General features: G+C 54.2%; 16 protein-coding genes. 4 read left to right on the top strand and 12 right to left on the bottom strand.

Annotated elements, in window-relative coordinates:
* Window positions 1-11: 11 nt before the first annotated feature.
* The 9 genes from murD to rsmH form a co-directional block, all read right to left on the bottom strand.
* The gene (gene murD, locus H3L98_RS05870; RefSeq protein ID WP_027021176.1) at window positions 12-1,352 is read right to left on the bottom strand and encodes a UDP-N-acetylmuramoyl-L-alanine--D-glutamate ligase; all 1,341 of its coding nucleotides are present in this window, start codon (window positions 1,350-1,352) and stop codon (window positions 12-14) included.
* A 15-nt stretch (window positions 1,353-1,367) separates the two neighbouring features.
* Entirely contained in the window at window positions 1,368-2,117 is a 750-nt protein-coding gene (locus tag H3L98_RS05865; RefSeq protein ID WP_027021175.1) for a hypothetical protein, read from the bottom strand.
* Between the two features lie 30 nt (window positions 2,118-2,147).
* Window positions 2,148-3,278 (bottom strand): phospho-N-acetylmuramoyl-pentapeptide-transferase, encoded by a 1,131-nt coding sequence (mraY, locus tag H3L98_RS05860; RefSeq protein WP_027021174.1) that lies wholly within the window; start codon window positions 3,276-3,278, stop codon window positions 2,148-2,150.
* A gap of 149 nt (window positions 3,279-3,427) precedes the next feature.
* A complete protein-coding gene (locus tag H3L98_RS05855; RefSeq protein WP_034332977.1) occupies window positions 3,428-4,771 on the bottom strand; it encodes a UDP-N-acetylmuramoyl-tripeptide--D-alanyl-D-alanine ligase in 1,344 nt (447 codons plus the stop codon).
* Window positions 4,771-5,622, bottom strand: a complete 852-nt coding sequence (locus H3L98_RS05850; protein WP_027021172.1) for a hypothetical protein — start codon at window positions 5,620-5,622, stop codon at window positions 4,771-4,773. The genes H3L98_RS05855 and H3L98_RS05850 overlap by 1 nt, the downstream gene beginning before the upstream one ends.
* A gap of 33 nt (window positions 5,623-5,655) precedes the next feature.
* Entirely contained in the window at window positions 5,656-7,158 is a 1,503-nt protein-coding gene (locus H3L98_RS05845) for a UDP-N-acetylmuramoyl-L-alanyl-D-glutamate--2,6-diaminopimelate ligase (protein ID WP_027021171.1), read from the bottom strand.
* 74 nt (window positions 7,159-7,232) lie between these two features.
* A complete protein-coding gene (locus H3L98_RS05840) occupies window positions 7,233-9,023 on the bottom strand; it encodes a peptidoglycan D,D-transpeptidase FtsI family protein (RefSeq protein ID WP_051531946.1) in 1,791 nt (596 codons plus the stop codon).
* Between the two features lie 27 nt (window positions 9,024-9,050).
* Window positions 9,051-9,314, bottom strand: coding sequence for a cell division protein FtsL (locus tag H3L98_RS05835; protein ID WP_027021170.1), 264 nt, complete (start codon window positions 9,312-9,314; stop codon window positions 9,051-9,053).
* Between the two features lie 15 nt (window positions 9,315-9,329).
* Complete coding sequence (gene rsmH, locus H3L98_RS05830) at window positions 9,330-10,292, bottom strand: 16S rRNA (cytosine(1402)-N(4))-methyltransferase RsmH (protein ID WP_027021169.1); 963 nt, start codon at window positions 10,290-10,292, stop codon at window positions 9,330-9,332.
* A 496-nt stretch (window positions 10,293-10,788) separates the two neighbouring features.
* Here rsmH and H3L98_RS05825 point away from each other — a divergent pair, with 496 nt between their 5' ends.
* Complete coding sequence (locus H3L98_RS05825; RefSeq protein ID WP_034332975.1) at window positions 10,789-11,952, top strand: class I SAM-dependent methyltransferase; 1,164 nt, start codon at window positions 10,789-10,791, stop codon at window positions 11,950-11,952.
* 54 nt (window positions 11,953-12,006) lie between these two features.
* Window positions 12,007-12,666 carry a DUF6973 domain-containing protein gene (locus H3L98_RS05820; protein WP_027021167.1) on the top strand — a complete coding sequence of 220 codons (660 nt, stop codon included), beginning with the start codon at window positions 12,007-12,009 and terminating at the stop codon, window positions 12,664-12,666.
* Between the two features lie 12 nt (window positions 12,667-12,678).
* Here H3L98_RS05820 and H3L98_RS05815 read toward each other — a convergent pair whose 3' ends face one another.
* Both H3L98_RS05815 and pyrF read right to left on the bottom strand, forming a co-directional pair.
* Entirely contained in the window at window positions 12,679-13,362 is a 684-nt protein-coding gene (locus H3L98_RS05815; protein ID WP_051531945.1) for a histidine phosphatase family protein, read from the bottom strand.
* Window positions 13,362-14,096: an orotidine-5'-phosphate decarboxylase gene (gene pyrF / locus H3L98_RS05810; protein ID WP_027021166.1), complete on the bottom strand. Its 735-nt coding sequence runs from the start codon at window positions 14,094-14,096 to the stop codon at window positions 13,362-13,364. The genes H3L98_RS05815 and pyrF overlap by 1 nt, the downstream gene beginning before the upstream one ends.
* A gap of 140 nt (window positions 14,097-14,236) precedes the next feature.
* On the opposite strand from pyrF, the gene H3L98_RS05805 reads away from it, so the two are divergent.
* Complete coding sequence (locus tag H3L98_RS05805; protein ID WP_027021165.1) at window positions 14,237-14,662, top strand: YidB family protein; 426 nt, start codon at window positions 14,237-14,239, stop codon at window positions 14,660-14,662.
* Between the two features lie 68 nt (window positions 14,663-14,730).
* Complete coding sequence (gene radC, locus H3L98_RS05800) at window positions 14,731-15,441, top strand: RadC family protein (protein ID WP_027021164.1); 711 nt, start codon at window positions 14,731-14,733, stop codon at window positions 15,439-15,441.
* Here radC and rfaD read toward each other — a convergent pair.
* Window positions 15,401-16,405 carry an ADP-glyceromanno-heptose 6-epimerase gene (rfaD, locus tag H3L98_RS05795; protein WP_027021963.1) on the bottom strand — a complete coding sequence of 335 codons (1,005 nt, stop codon included), beginning with the start codon at window positions 16,403-16,405 and terminating at the stop codon, window positions 15,401-15,403. The two genes, radC and rfaD, sit on opposite strands and share 41 nt — an antisense overlap.
* Window positions 16,406-16,420: the final 15 nt, after the last annotated feature.

The raw sequence follows: 16,420 nt of genomic DNA, 5'->3' as shown, positions 1-16,420 counted from the left end.
AATAAAAAAACTTAATCGGGCAAGTGGTTTACCGCTTCGGCAAACACTTTGCCACGGTGGGCATAGCTGTCAAACATATCCAAGCTGGCACAGGCGGGACTGAGCAGCACGGTATCGCCTGTGTGGGCAGCGGCGGCGGCGCGTTGTACGGCTTCGGGCAAATCGGCGCAAAAATGCAGCGGTACACCGCAGTCTGCCAAGGCAGCCGCGACTTTGTCGGCATCTGCGCCAATCAGCATCACGGCGCGGGCTTTGCGGCGCACTTCTTCACGCAGCGGCGAAAAATCCTGACCTTTGCCCTGCCCGCCTGCAATCAAAACGATTTTTTCGGGCAAACCCGCCATCGCTGCCACGGTTGCGCCCACGTTTGTGCCTTTGCTGTCGTCAATATAGTTTACGCCTGATTTTTCGGCGATTTTTTGTACACGGTGGGGCAAGCCTTGAAAGGTTTGCACGGCGGCAAGCAAGCTGGCACGTGGCAGTCCTACGGCTTCGCACACGGCTAACGCTGCCAAAACATTGGCGGCGTTGTGGCGACCTTGCAGGGGGATTTGTTCGGGCATCAGTAAAACTTCGCCATCGCAACACAATGCGCCTGTTTGTTCGTCAATAAAATAGCCGCTATTGCCTTCGGTGGAAAACCATCGCTGCTCGCGCCCTGCCCGCTTCATGGCACGGCAAAACGGGTCGTCTGCATTCAATACCTGTACGCCGCTGCCGTTAAAGATGGCATCTTTGGCGCGGGCATAATCCAGCAAATCATCGTAACGGTCTAAATGGTCTTCCGACACATTCAGGCACACGGCGGCGGCGGCGTTTAAATCGGGGGTGGTTTCCAATTGAAAACTGGACAGTTCCAACACCCAAAAATCGGCGTTTTTGCCGTTTCGGTCTTGCAAAGCCGCCAGCACGGGCGTACCGATATTGCCTGCGACAACGGTATCGCAGCCGCAGGCTTGGCACAGATGCCCGATTAGGCTGGTTACGGTGGTCTTGCCGTTGCTACCTGTGATGGCAAGAATGCGGTCGGGACGGTCGCGCAACACTTCGGCTAATACGGCAACATCGCCGCTGACACATCCGCCTTGTTGTTCAAATTGGATAATCTCGGCGCGGCGGCGGCTGATGCCGGGGCTGAGCAGCAACACATCACGTCCTGCCAGCGCCTCTGCCAAACTGCCTGATAATAACGGTACATTGGGAAATTCGCCTGCCCATTGCGCGGCGCGTTCGGGGCTGACGCGGGCATCATAAGCGGCAACGTCCATGCCTTGTGCCACACACCAGCGCACGCTTGCCATGCCTGTCCCGCCCAAGCCCGCCACCAAAACGGTTTGATTGTGCAAATCCATAATTATGATTCCTTACTACTGCTGCGGCAAAACGGCAGGCACGTCTTCAACGCCCGCCGTTTCGTCAAATTCTGCTACCGATGCTTCGGTTTCAGACTCGGACGGCAGGCTTTCTTCGGCATACTGTGCGCCCCAGTCGTTTTCCACCTGTTTTAAATACACGCCCGCATCGGTTTGCGGATAATCAATATTGTCGCGGTCGGCATCATTCACAAACACCACCTGCGCCAACACGCGCCTTTGTCCAGCAAGGCGCACGGCTTCATCGCGCCAAGCGGGGTCATCTACGGGAATATCGGCAATCACGCTGTCACCCGGTAGCAGCACCCCCGACAAAGGCACAGGCACTGCCTGCACTTGGGCAAAGGCTTCGTTTGAACCGTCCAGCAGCAGCGACAGGCTGATTTGTGCCGCGCTGATGGCAAATCCGCCCTGATTATACACCGCCACCCGCACCACAGGCATACCGTCCCGATAGGCAAACTCACCCTTTTGCACCGCCAAATCTGTGCCACTGCTCACGCTTTCGCTCACCTGCTGCCATTCGGCAGGCACTGCGCCCGATACTTGCGACAGGGTAAAAGTATTCACATCAGAACGCGGTTTTGCCTGTTCCACTTGGCTTTGAATGTTTTCCGCACTCTGACCCAAGCCGCTGACCACATACCAGCCGCCATAGCCCGCCGCGCCCAACAGCAAAAAAAACACCGTCCACAACAACACCGATTTAAATTCGCTGCCGCCGTCTTCGTCATAATCGTTCATGATGCCGTCCTTTTACCGCGTGATGGCACATCAGCGCAATTTAAGCGAACTCAATCCCACCAGCACCAGCACAATGGTGATAATCCAAAAACGCACCACCACCTGCGTTTCTTTCCAACCTTTTTGTTCAAAATGATGGTGAATCGGTGCCATCAGAAAAATCCGTTTGCCCGTTTTTTTATACCACGCCACCTGAATCATTACCGACAAGGCTTCCACCACAAACAAACCGCCCATAATCACCAGCACCACTTCCTGACGGATAATCACCGCCACCGTACCCAATGCCGCACCCAATGCCAATGCGCCCACATCGCCCATAAACACCTGCGCGGGGTAAGCGTTAAACCACAAAAAGCCCAAACACGCACCACACATCGCCGCACAAAATACCACCACTTCGTTGGCACCTGGTACATAAGGCAGCACCAGATAACGGGCAAACTCGCTGTGTCCGCCCACATAGGCAAACACCGCCAAACCCGCTGCCACCAGCACCACAGGGAACGCCGCCAAGCCGTCCAAACCGTCGGTTAAATTTACCGCATTAGACGTACCGACAATGGTTAAATACGACAAAACCACAAAACCCACCGCGCCCAAAGGCAGCAGCAGCATTTTCAAATAAGGGATAATCAGAATACGGTTGGCAGCCACCGCGCTGTCGGCGGCATTTTTCGGGTCGGTGATGTAGCTGCCGTCTGCCAACAGCGAAAACAACGCCACCCCCGCTGCCAACGCCACCGCCGACTGCCACACCATTTTAAACCGCGCCGATACGCCGTTGGGGTCTTTGTACACCACCTTGCGCCAGTCGTCATAAAAACCCAACGCGCCTGTCGCCAGCATTACCCCCAGCAAAATCCAAATATAGCGGTTTTCCAAATTGGACCACAGCAGCGTGGAAACGGCAATCGCGGCTAAAATCAAAGCACCGCCCATGGTAGGCGTACCGTTTTTAATCAAATGGCTTTGCGGACCATCAGTGCGGACTGCCTGTCCCACTTTCAATGCCGTGAGCTTGCGTATGGACCACGGTCCCAATAACAGGCTGAACGCCAAGGCGGTAAGCGCCGCCATTACCGCGCGGAAAGTGGTGTATTGCACCACGTTAAACGCTTTAATCCAATCGTCAAGAACTTGTGCCAGCCAGATAAACATAAAAACTTCCCTTGTTACTGCTATAGTCAATATGCTTTATTTCTCATACCGCGCGGCATCGCCTTGCCGTATTATTCATACCGTCTGCGGCATCGCCGCCTTGTATGAAAAATAAATCACATTAACTATAAATAATTGATAAAACGATTTCAGACAGCCTGAAGCGCCGCCGCCACGTCTTCCATTTTCATAAAACGCGAGCCTTTAACCAACACGCTTGCGCCCGCAGGCAAATCGTGCGCCAATACCTGGATCAGCGGGTCTTTATCGGCAAACCACAAACCGTCTGCGCCAAAGGCTTCCGCCGCAGCCGCGCTGTGATTGCCGACAAAATACGCCGCTTCAATCCCTTGCGCTTTGGCATACGCACCCACTTCGGCGTGCATGGCATCGGCTTCGTCCTCGCCCAACTCGCCCATATCGCCCATTACCAACACACGCGGCGCAGCTTGGGCAGTCAGCACATCAATCGCGGCTTTCATGCTGTCTGGATTGGCATTGTAACTGTCGTCAATCACGGTTGCGCCGCCAATGCCGCGTTTAAACTGCAAACGTCCGCGAATATTGGCAAAGTGTTGCAAACCCGCCGCAGTTTGTGCCAAATCCACGCCCGCGCAACGCGCCAACGCAGCGGCAGCCGCCGCATTACGGACATTGTGCCAACCAGGGGCAGGCAAACGCACCGCCGCACGTTCTGCCCCACACACCAAATCAAATTCGCTGCTGTCGGCGTGCAAACGCACATTTTCAGCGTGAACATCGCCCGTTTCCGCCCCAAAACTCAGTTGCGTCCACGCCTGCGCCGCTTCACGGAACAGCGGTAAACGCTCGTCTTCGGCAGGCACTAAAGCCGTGCCATCCGCTGCCAAACCTTGATAAATTTCACTTTTGGCACGGGCAATGTCGTCCACACCGTTAAAACCACAGCCGATATGCGCGCGCATGGCATTATTGACCAGCGCAGCATCGGGGCGGGCAATGCGCGTCAGTTCCGCCAACTCGCCTGAGTGATTCATGCCCATTTCAATCACGGCATAACGGTGTTGTGGTTTTAAATTCAACAGCGTAAGCGGCAAACCGATGTGATTGTTAAAATTGCCAGCGGTTGCCAGCACCGCATCGGTACCAAAACGGTGGCGTAATATGGCCGCCAGCATTTCTTTCACAGTGGTTTTGCCGCTGGAACCCGTAATACCAAACACAAACGGTTGAATGTGCTGCCGCCACGCCGCCGCCAAAGTTTGCAGGGCGCGTAAGGTGTCGTCTACTTTCAGGCAGCCAGCAAGCGCGGCGCAATCGTCACGCGACACAATCGCATACGCGCCTTTTGCCAGCACTTGCGCGACAAAATCATGGGCATCGTGGTTTTCTCCCACCAAAGCAACAAACACATCGCCTGCTTCGGCGGTGCGGCTGTCGGTGATAATTTTGCCAACAGGGGCATCGGATAAGGGCGGTAGTCCTAAAGTTTGGGTAATAAAATTTAAGTTCATTATTTGCTCGTAAAACCTAATTTCCCGTAATAGTCGGAATCGGTAAACCATAACACGCCAATGGTTTTACCGTTTATCTGATACGGATAAAACAATTCATAATTGCCGTTGCGACTGTTAAAACGGATATCGCGACCGTTTTCAGCAAAAACTTTGTCTAAATACTGTTGTTCTTTTTCAGGAAAGCGGCGATGGTAATCCGATTTTTCCACTGTGTGCTTTGTTTTTTCTTCATTAGACAACACCACTTGAAACGAATCGGCGGCAGCACGGGAAAAAACGGCATCATCCAAATACGACCGTTTACCTATGGTTAAATAAACGGGATGTCCATTGATGGTATCGGGCGCAATCCACGCCACATGGATATCAGCATCAGAAACTTTATCTTCTGCCTGTTTCAGATAACGCAGCAGGGTTTGCAAATGGGCAAAATCAAAACGATAGCCAGAAACAGGCTGCTGGTTTTTCACAATATAAGCCGCATCGGTCAGCAACCTGTCGCGTTTTTTTAATGTACTGAGATGGTTGCCACCAAACAACAAAGCTGCCAACACAGGAAAACTCAAAGCAAACAACCAAACGCTTTTTTTATTGCTCGCAACAGGCTCAGCGGCACCACCACGCTCGGCAATGCGGGTCAGGTTGAGCATAATGTTCAGCATCAGTGCCGCTGCCATTACCGCTAAAATGCCGATAATGCTGAAACCGAACATATCGGTGATTCTTTGCTGGAAAATTTTTAAGCCGAGAACTTCCACCAACAGAAAGACAAACACCCAGTAAATCATAATGATGGCAGCAGTAATGCCCAGCGTATTAACAGCTTTGACCCATTTTTGCATATTCATCAATTAGTCTCCTGTTTTCAGGCTGGCTAAAGCTCAACGTCCACTGCTGTCTGCCAAACGCTTTGCCAACGCGTGTTCCGCTTCTTCAAAATCGGAAAAATGGTGTTTCACGCCCTGAATATCCTGATAAGTTTCATGCCCTTTGCCCGCAATTAAAATCACATCATCGGGCGCAGCCTGCAAAATGGCTTGCTCAATGGCACGGCGGCGGTCGGCTTCCACCAGCGCAGGATGGGGAACGGCAGGCAAAATATCGTCAATAATGGTTTGCGGTTCTTCCATGCGCGGGTTGTCGCTGGTAACTACGGGATAATCGCTGTAAGCGGCAGCCGCTGCGCCCATTAGGGGGCGTTTGCCACGGTCGCGGTTGCCGCCACAGCCAAATACGCACCACAGTTTGCCGTTGGCAGGCAAAATTTCGCGCAAAGTCGTTAAGGCTTTTTCCAAAGCATCAGGGGTATGTGCGTAGTCCACCACCACCAAAGGTTTGCCGCTGCGGGCAATGCAGTCCATGCGTCCTGTGGCGGGGCGAATTTGCGCGAGTGCGGCGGCAACGTCTGCCAAAAGATAGCCGTTGGCGCACAATACGCCGATACAAGCAGCCAGATTTTGTGCGTTAAAACGCCCCAACAAACGGCTGGAAACGGTACATTCGCCCCAAGGTGTGTGCAAATCGGTGTGCATACCGTCAGGCGAGGCTTGAAAACGGCTGATGCGGATATCGGCGTGTTCGGCAAAACCATAGCCGTAAACCGCCAATTCGGGACGCTGTTGGCGCAATTGTTGCAACAGTTCTTTGCCAAAATCATCATCTGCGTTAATCAAGGCGTGTTTTAAGCCTTGCCAGTAAAACAAACGGGCTTTGGTGTCGCCATAGGCTGCCATTGAGCCGTGATAATCCAAATGGTCGCGGGTCAAATTGGTGAAAACGGCAGAGGTAAACGGTACGCCGTTTACGCGGCATTGGTCAAGCCCGTGGCTGGACACTTCCATGGCAACGCTGTTTGCGCCTTCGCGGGCAAATTGGCGCAGCAGGGTTTGCAGCGACACGGGGTCGGGGGTGGTGTGGGTGGCTTCGCGCAATGCGCCCCAAAAGCCGTTGCCTACCGTTCCCATAATAGCGCAGGATTTTTGCTTTTCTAAAATATCAACGGCTTGTGCCAGCCATTGGGTAATAGACGTTTTGCCGTTGGTGCCTGTTACGCCAAAAATATTCAAACCTTCTGCCACGCTGCCGTACAGTTTGGCAGCGGCTATGCCCGCACGTTGGCGCAAATCGGCAATCCCAACATTGGGGACTTGCCACGCGCTGTTCCATTGAAAACGTCCGTCATCGTCCCACAACACCAGCGATGCGCCTTGGGCTATGGCAGCGGGAATGTAGTCGCGCCCGTCCACATATTCGCCCTGACAGGCAACAAACACATCGCCCGTGCGGATTTTGCGGCTGTCGGCGTGCAGGGTTACACTTTCGGCAACGGTGTCGGGCAGATGGGGAAATTCGGTTTCAAGAGACGGGGTGCGGGTGCTGTACATGATGGTTTCCTTGGCGGGGATAGGGGCGCAAAACCGCCCCCGCCGCTCAATATGGCGGCAGGGGCAGGATACAATCAGGGTTCGGACGGCTCAACGGCGGATTCGCTCGGCGGCACAACGGCGGGGGTTTCGGTTTCTTCTACACGGGTGGGTTTCACACCCAAGGCGCGTAAACCGCCTGCCATCACATTGCGGAATACCGGACCCGCCACCGTGCCGCCGTAATAACCGCGTCCGCGCGGGTCATCAATGGTAACCGCCACAATCAGGCGCGGGTTGTGTGCGGGCGCAAAACCGACAAAGCTGGCGCGGTAACGGTCTTCATAACCGCCGCCGCTGGCACCGACTTTTTTCGCCGTACCCGTTTTGCCTGCCACATCGTAGCCCGGCACAGCGCCGTTGATGCCGCTGCCGCCCGGACGGGTTACGCTAATCATCATATCGCGCATTACTTTGGCGGTGGCGGGGCGGATAACGGGCGTTCCTGCAGGCACGGTGTCGCGTTTGTAAATGGTTACGGGCAACAATTTGCCGTCATTGGTAAAAATGGTATAGGCCTGCGCCATTTGCAGCATATTGGCAGTAAGCGCATAGCCGTAAGACATCACCGCCTTATCCAATTGTCCCCAACGCTCTGCGGGTTTTAAAGGCGAATTTTGTTCGCCACTCACGCCCGAATTGGTTTTTTTACCGAAACCGACAGCACTGAAATAATCGTACAGGGCTTTGCTGGGATACATTGCCGCGATATGGCTCGTTCCCACATTAGACGATTTTTGCAAAATGCCTTCAGCGGTCAGGCTGGGGTATTCGTGAGTGTCGCGAATCAGTTTGCGCCCGATGGCAAACGGACGGGTGTCAAATTGGGTATTGCGCCCGATTTTGCCGTCATCAATGGCTTTGGCAACGATAAACGGCTTCATTACCGAACCCGGTTCCATGGTGACACCCACGGCGTAATTGCGGAAGCTGTCTTCGGGGAATTGGGTATAAAAATTGGCATCGTAATCGGGCATGCTGGTCATTGCCAGAATTTCGCCCGTTTTCGCGTCCAGCACCACCACGCCGCCTGCTTTGGCGTTAAACTGCTTGAGTGCGTTTGCCAATTCGTCCCGCGCCAGCCGCTGAATTTCCTGACTTACCGACAACACCAGCGTATTGCCCGAACGGGCAGGCGTGTTTTCGGGCGAATCCAGCATTTCCACAATATTGCCGTGGCGGTCGCGAATCACGATTTGTTTACCGTCTTCGCCTTTCAAACGCTCGTTTTCGGTGCGCTCGATGCCTTCCAAACCCACGCCCTTGCTGTTGGCAAAACCGACAATATGGGAAAACAGGTTGCCTGTGGGATAGCTGCGCTCGCTGCGCTCTTCAAAACGCAGCGAGGGGATTTTCAGGGCTTTAAGGGCATCGGCTTCGCTTAAGGAAAGCTCTTTTTTTAAATTGAGGTATTTAACAGAAGTGTCTTGAAATTTGGCTTTAAGTTCGTTTTCGGGAATCTGCAGAATTTCCGACATCTTGCGGAATTGTTCGTCGCTGATGGTCTGCCAATTAACGGGGTCGCCTTTGCGCTTGGGCTCGTAAATCGCCTGCGGGTTAAAAGTAGGCACGCGCAAATGACGGCTCACCGCCAAGACGGTGCCGTCGCGGTCGGTAATCATGCCGCGCAGGGCGGGTTCGCGGATGCTGCGGATCAGGCGGTTTTCGCCAAAACGGTTTAATTCGGTGCGGTGGCTGATGTGAATGAAAAAACTGTACACTGCCAGACACACAAAAGCCACGCAAATGGCAATCAGTACCACCATCAGGCGCACATTGCTGGTGACGGGCGGAACGTCTTTTATGGTTTTGGGTTGCTCGGCCATTTGGCTTCAATCGTTAAAACGGGTTAATCATCTGAATTGTAAAATCACGGTTTCCTGCGGGGAAGGGGCGTGCATACGCAGCTTGCCGGCGGCGTTGTGCACCAGCTTTAAATCCACTGCCTGACTGTGTTCGTATTGCAGTTCGGCATAGTCTTGGTTCAGGCGGATTTCGGCTTCCTGCCCTTTGCCGTAAAGCTGGGTTTGGTGTTTGATGCTGTTGTTCAAATCCACCACATAGTAGCCCGACGCCAGCACGCCTGCCAGCAGCAGTATATTGAGTCTGGTAAACATAAAATCTAAAATCTTTCACTTTGCAGGGGAATAAGGGGCTAAAGTGCGCTCTGCCACACGCAGCACCGCCGAACGGGCGCGGGGGTTGGCAGCGGTTTCGGCGGCAGAAGGTTTAACGGCTTTGCCTACGCCGCGCAAAGGCGGTTGCGGCAAATCGGCATCGCGCACCGCCGCCCATTTGGGAACAGGCGGTAAGGTGCTGTGGCTTTTTATAAATTGCTTGACGATGCGGTCTTCCAAAGAATGAAAGGCAATTACTGCCAAACGCCCGCCCGTGTGCAGCCGCGCCACCGCCTGCGGCAGCAGGGCTTGGATTTCGTCCAGTTCGCGGTTGATGAAGATGCGTATCGCTTGGAAAGTGCGCGTGGCGGGGTCTTGCCCGCGCTCGCGAGTACGGACGCACCGCGCCGCGATTTGCGCCAGCTTGCGGGTTGTATCGATGGGACTTTCGCCGCGCTGCGCAACAATCGTGCGCGCAATCTGGCGGGCAAACCGCTCTTCACCATAATCTTTGATTACCTCGTAAATATCCTGTTCGTCTGCCTGCGCCAGCCACTGCGCCGCCGACAGCCCGCGTGTGGTGTCCATACGCATATCCAAAGGCGCGTCAAAACGGAAGCTGAAACCGCGCGAGGCATCGTCAATTTGCGGCGACGACACGCCCAAATCGCACAATATACCGTGTACCGCGCCGATGCCCAAGTTGTCCAAAGCCTGCGTTAAAGCGGCAAAACCGTTGTGTACCACATGCACACGCGGGTCGTGCTGCGCCAAAGCGTGTGCAGCGGCAATGGCTTGCGGGTCTTTATCAAACACCACCAAACGCCCGTTTTCCCCCAAACGGCTTAAAATCAGCCGCGAATGTCCACCGCGCCCGAACGTGCCGTCCACATAGATGCCGTCGCTGCGGATATTCAGCGCATCAACGGCTTCATGCAGCAGTACGGTGGTATGGGTCAAAGCATTTTCGGGATTCATGGCAGAAACGTATGGGGTTTAAGGGTGGTTTTTCCCGCACAATACGCGGCACAGCAGGGCAAAACACCAAAGGTGCGGCGGCATCAGACGGGGCGGGGAATGGGGTATTTGCCCTGAATCGGACAAGGCGTATTCCTTTCCGACACCGATAAAAACATTTTACCGCCGTTAAAGGCGGAGGCTCAAACCGAAAAGGAATATTGATTAACCCACACTATAAAAAAAATTAACCGCACGGTCAAACCCGCCCCCGTGCGCCCGATTGCGCCGCCATGCGCCCCCGTTCGCGATAAAAACGCCGCAAACGCCTGCCACCCACGCTTTAATCACGGATTGGCACAGCGGTCAAACCAAAAACGCCATAAAAAACAGTACGGGCAAATAATCGGAAACGCACAGGCAAAACCGTTATAATAAACGCCCCGAATTTGGCTTTTACACAATTTAACCTTTAAGCTGTATTCTTACCACACCCGCCGCACGAAAGAACCGATTGATGTTGCCCCAAGCCCCCCACCTGCCCCCGCCCGATGCCGAAGCCCAAGCCGCCAGCCATGCCCTGTGCGTCCTGATTCGTGAGCAAATCGCCCACAGCGGCGGCGCGATACCGTTTTCACAATTTATGCAACTGGCTTTGTATCATCCGCAATACGGCTATTACAGCGGCGGTTCGCACAAAATCGGCACGGCGGGCGACTTTGTTACCGCGCCGCTGCTCACGCCCCTGTTTGCCGATGCCTTGGCGGTACAACTGGCGCAACTGCTGCCGCAAACTTCAGGCGCAATATATGAATTCGGCGCAGGCACGGGCGCACTGGCAGCGCAACTGCTCAACGCCCTATCCGACACGGTCGCCAATTATTATATTATTGAAGTTTCGCCCAATTTAAGCGCACGCCAACTGGAATACATCAAGCAACACGCCCCGCAACACGCCCACAAAGTCCGCCATTTATCCGCCTTGCCCGAACAATTAGACGGCATACTGATTGGCAACGAAGTATTGGACGCCATGCCTGTAGAACGGGCGCGCCGTTTGGCAGACGGCAACGTAGTGCGTATGGGCGTAACATGGCAAGACGAGCGTTTTGCATGGTGTGAACTGGCTGAAATCCCTGATGATTTACAAGAGCAGGCACACGCCCTGTTACCGCCCTTGCCCGATTACACCAGCGAACTGCATCCCGCCCAACACGCTTTTATCCGCACTTTGGCACAAAAATTGGTACGCGGCGGCATGATTTGGCTGGATTACGGTTTTGACCAAGCCCAGTATTACCACCCGCAACGACAGGACGGTACGCTAATCGGGCATTACCGCCACCACAGCATACACGACCCGTTTTACCGCGTGGGGCTAACCGACCTGACTGCCCACGTTAATTTTACCGACATCGCCCAAGCCGCCACCGATGCGGGTTTGGACTTAATCGGTTACACCAGCCAAGCCTATTTTTTATTGAATTTGGATATTTTGGGCAACATGCAGCAGCGTTTTCCCGATACCGAACACAGCGATTATCTGCAAGCTGCCGCCGCCGTACATACCCTGACTGCGCCGCATGAAATGGGCGAGCTGTTTAAAGTGATTGCTTTCGGTAAAAACCTTGACCCCGATTGGCAGGGTTTTGCCACAGGCGACCTGTGCCACAAACTATAGTTGATAAAAATCGTTTATTTTCATCAACTACAAAATATTAAGAATCAAACTACTATGTCCCTAAAAATCGCCTTACTGTGTTTAACTTTAGGCAACAACGCCTGCGCCCCGTTCAAAGACAAACCCGAACTTGCCCATTTCAGCCTACGCCACCCCATCGCCGCTGCCGCTATTGGGCAAACGGGCGCACTCAGCACCAACATCACCAGCAACGCCGTGCGCCTGTCGCAACGCAGCGGCTTGGACAACCGCGCCAACGGCGACGGTCGCGGCACGCAAATGAACGCGCTGCGCCATTCCTTGTGGCAAGCTGCCATCGCTGCCCGTTTCGGCGACGACATCGCCCGCCAAGCGGGTAATGCCTACGAAAAAAATCCCGTGTGGCAACACACTTTGGATTATCCCGACCGCTACCGCGCCGATGAAGCCGCCGATTTACGCAACAACGCCATCGGCAGGCGCATCGGTTTGCGCCAACGCGGACAAACCATGCACGCCCTCGCCAACGCATTATTAAACGAATTTCGCCAAAACGGGCTGTGGACGGCTGCGCCCGTTAAAGAAAACGGGCGCACACAGTGGCGCATCGCCCAAACCCGCATCAGCGAAACCGAATACCGCCGCGCCGTTCAAAACCTTGCCGCGCTGGATGGCAACGGCATGACCGCCGCCGAACGGCAACAGTTGGCACAACAGCCAGCACGTCAGCGTTAAACGCTTATATTTCTATGGTCTGCTGCTGGTATCAGGTGCAGCCACTTCCACAATCTGCCAGCGCGTACCGTCAAAATGCAGGCGCGAAACGGCAACATTGGGCGGGCTTTTGTATAAAATGGCATTCGGATTCAGCGATTTAATCAAGGCAACAATCGCCATGCCGTGCGATACCACCAATACGCGCCCTTGCGTGGGGCTGTGTTCGGCAACACGGTTCATGCCGCGCCACAGCCTGTCGGTAAATGCCGCTTCGGTTTCGCAACCCGCTTCGGTGCGCGACAATAATTCGGCAAACAGATTACTGCTGCCGTGGCGGTAACGCTGCAACAGCGTGGCAGTATCAGGTAAACCCAATAAATCACTTAAATGGCGGTACAGCACTTCGGCTGGTTGTCCTTCAAAACGTCCGAAACCGTATTCGCGCAAGTCTGCCAATTCCCTTATCGGCAAATCGGGGCAACCCGCGCCGCGCAAAATGGCTTGCGCGGTGGTGCGCGTACGCGCCAAAGTGCTGCAAAACGCAGCGGCAAACGGCGGTTCGGGCAGTTCGCGGCGCAGTTTCACCCCCAAATCATAAGCTGCGGCTGCGCCTGCGGCGGTCAGCGGCGAATCTGCCTGACCTTGCAAACGGGCAGCGGCGTTAAATTCGGTTTGTCCGTGGCGCACCAAATAGACTTCCAAATCGCGTTTCATCACGCTGCTGCCGCTGCTTGGTTAATGCCGCGCAATACGGCAACGGGGTCGGCGGCGCGGGTAATCGGACGACCCATCACCAAATAATCCGCGCCCGCAGCCAAAGCATTTTCGGGGGTCATTACGCGGCGTTGGTCGTCGCCACCCGCATCATCTGCCAAACGGATACCGGGCGTAACCAGCAAAAAGTCTGCGCCCAAATCCTGCCGCAACAACGCTGCTTCCTGCGCCGAACACACCACGCCGTCCAAGCCCGAATCTTTTGCCAACGCCGCCCAACGGCGCACCAATTCTTGCGGCTCGCCCGTCCAGCCCAATTCGTGCAAATCCGCTGCCGTCATGCTGGTCAGCACCGTTACGCCCAATAATTTGGGACGTTCGCGCACATTGGCAACGGCTTCTGCCGCCGCTTCCATCATGCGCCGTCCGCCGCCCGCGTGCATATCCGCCAGCCACACGCCCATTTGCGCCGCTGCCTTGCACGCCTGCGCCACTGTGTTGGGAATATCGTGGTATTTCAAATCTAAAAACACATCAAAACCTTGCGTAATCAGCTGTTCCACCAGCGCAGGACCTGTGGCGGTAAACAACTCTTTACCGATTTTCAAACGGCACAGCTGCGGCGACAAACCGCGCACAAACGCCAGCGTTTGCGCGGCATCGGCAAAATCCAATGCCACAATCACAGGACGGCGTTCCGTTGCCGCGCCCCCGTCAAGCATCAGCGGATTCATGATGTTTTCCTTTACTTTGCTTCAAACAAAGCCCGATTATAACGTCAAATTGCGTAAAACCCGCGCCCAATCATTCCGAAAACGCCCGAAAAAAGCTAAACTGCGCCCCTTTCCCCCCACACATTACGAAAGACAACATTATGGGTTTGCTGGATTCCATTACTTCACTGGCAGGCGCAGCCGCCCTGCTCAAAGACACCGACGGCAACGGACAAATTCAAGCCGTAGATTTGGTTAAACAACTGATTGAACAAAACGGCGGCAACGTTGGCGCACTGCTGGGACAATTACAGCAAGGCAATCTTGCCGACACCGTACAAAGCTGGATTGGCAACGGTGCCAACGCCCCCGCCGATGCCGCACAAATTCAAAACGCCTTGGGCGGCAACCTGCAAGAAGCCGCCGCCAAAGTCGGTTTGGACGTGAACCAAGCAGGCAACCTGCTGGCACAATACCTGCCCCAAATCGTTAACGGGCTTACCCCCAACGGCAACGCTGCCGATGCCAACGGTTTCGGTTTGGACGACATTGCCGGTATGCTGATTAACAATTTCTTAAAAAAATAAGCCCATTTAACACACACACGCCAACGCGGTTTCCCGATTAAACGGAAAACCGCGTTTTTCCCAATATCATGAGCATCAAACACTGGAACGAAAACGAACGTCCCCGCGAAAAACTGCTGGAACGCGGCGCAGAAGCCTTAAGCGATGCCGAATTACTCGCCATTTTACTGCGCGTTGGCACACAAGGCATGAGTGCCGTAGATTTAGCGCGTTCACTGATTCAGCAATTTGGCAGTTTGCGCGGCGTGATGAGCGCACCCTACCCCCAATTATCGCAACACAAAGGCATGGGCTTGGCATCGTTTGCTCAATTTTCCGCCGTCCGCGAAATCGGCAAACGCATTTTAGGCGAACAACTGCGCCAAACCCCCGTATTTGACCACCCCGACACCGTGGGCGATTATTTGCGCCTGCGCTTGGGACACGAAGCCGTAGAAGTGGCGTTGGTACTGCTGTTAGACGCACAAAACCGCCTGCTTGCCTGCCGCGAAATGGCACGCGGCAGCGTTTCCGAAAGCACCGTTTACAGCGGCGAAATCGCCAAATACGCCCTACACCACCACGCCGCCGCCGTCATCTTTGCCCACAACCACCCATCGGGCAACCCTCAAGCTTCCCCAGCCGACCACGCTTTTACTCGCAAACTGCAAGCAGGTTTGGCATTATTGGATATTGCCCTACTGGACCATTTTATCGTTACCGCAGGGCAAACCGTGTCGTTTGTGCAACAAGGCTGGCTTAAACCTGATGCGTCATCAGCCAATACACATAGCGGCTAACCCCTTCATTAACATCATAAAACGGCGCAGTATAACCCGCTGCGCGTAATTTACCGATGTCTGCCTCGGTAAAGCTCTGGTATTTGCCTTTTAATTCATCGGGGAAGGGTTTGTAGCGCACCAATTCTTGTTTGACCAATTCGTCCAATTCCAAGGCAGGCAAACCGTCTGCCACACGACAGGCATTTACCGTTGCCACCGCCAAATCGTTAAAGGTTTGGCTGCGCCCCGTACCCAAATTGTAAATACCTGATTGTTCGGGGTGGTCTAGGAAAAACAAATTCACTTCGGCAACGTCTTCCACGCTGACAAAATCGCGCTGTTGTGCGCCGTCTTCATAACCGTCCCAGCCGCCAAACAATTCTACATAGCCGTGATTGCGGTATTGGTGAAAGTGATGAAACGCCACCGATGCCATGCGTCCTTTGTGCTGTTCACGCGCACCGTACACATTAAAATAACGCAGTCCCACCACTTGCGAACGCATACCCGCTTCCAAACGCCGCGACACCACACGGTCAAACAAAAATTTGGAATAACCGTAAATATTTAAGGGGCGTTCGTATTCGGGTTCTTCGCGGAAAGTTGTGCCTTTGCCATACACGGCGGCGCTGGAAGCGTAAATAAAGGCAATACCTTCGTCTTGACACCAATCTAATAAATCCAGCGAATACTGATAGTTATTATCCATCATATACACGCCGTCGTGGTTCATGGTGTCGGAACACGCGCCTTGGTGGAACACGGCGCGGATGTTGTGATAGGGGAAAATATGTCCGCGCACTTGGCGGATAAATTCGTGTTTGTCCAAATAATGGGCGATGTCGCAATCGCTTAAATTATGGAATTTTCCGCTGCGGCTTAAATTATCAACGGCGATGATGTCGGTAATGCCGCGGCGATTAAGGGCGCGGACGATGTTGCTGCCGATAAAGCCCGCAGCACCGGTTACGATAACGGTCATAAGGATTTTCCTTTT

The organism is Conchiformibius steedae, assembly GCF_014054725.1.
Taxonomy (GTDB): domain Bacteria; phylum Pseudomonadota; class Gammaproteobacteria; order Burkholderiales; family Neisseriaceae; genus Conchiformibius; species Conchiformibius steedae.
The sequence above is the reverse complement of the archived record's forward strand: the minus strand, read 5'-3'. Positions and strand labels throughout refer to the sequence as shown.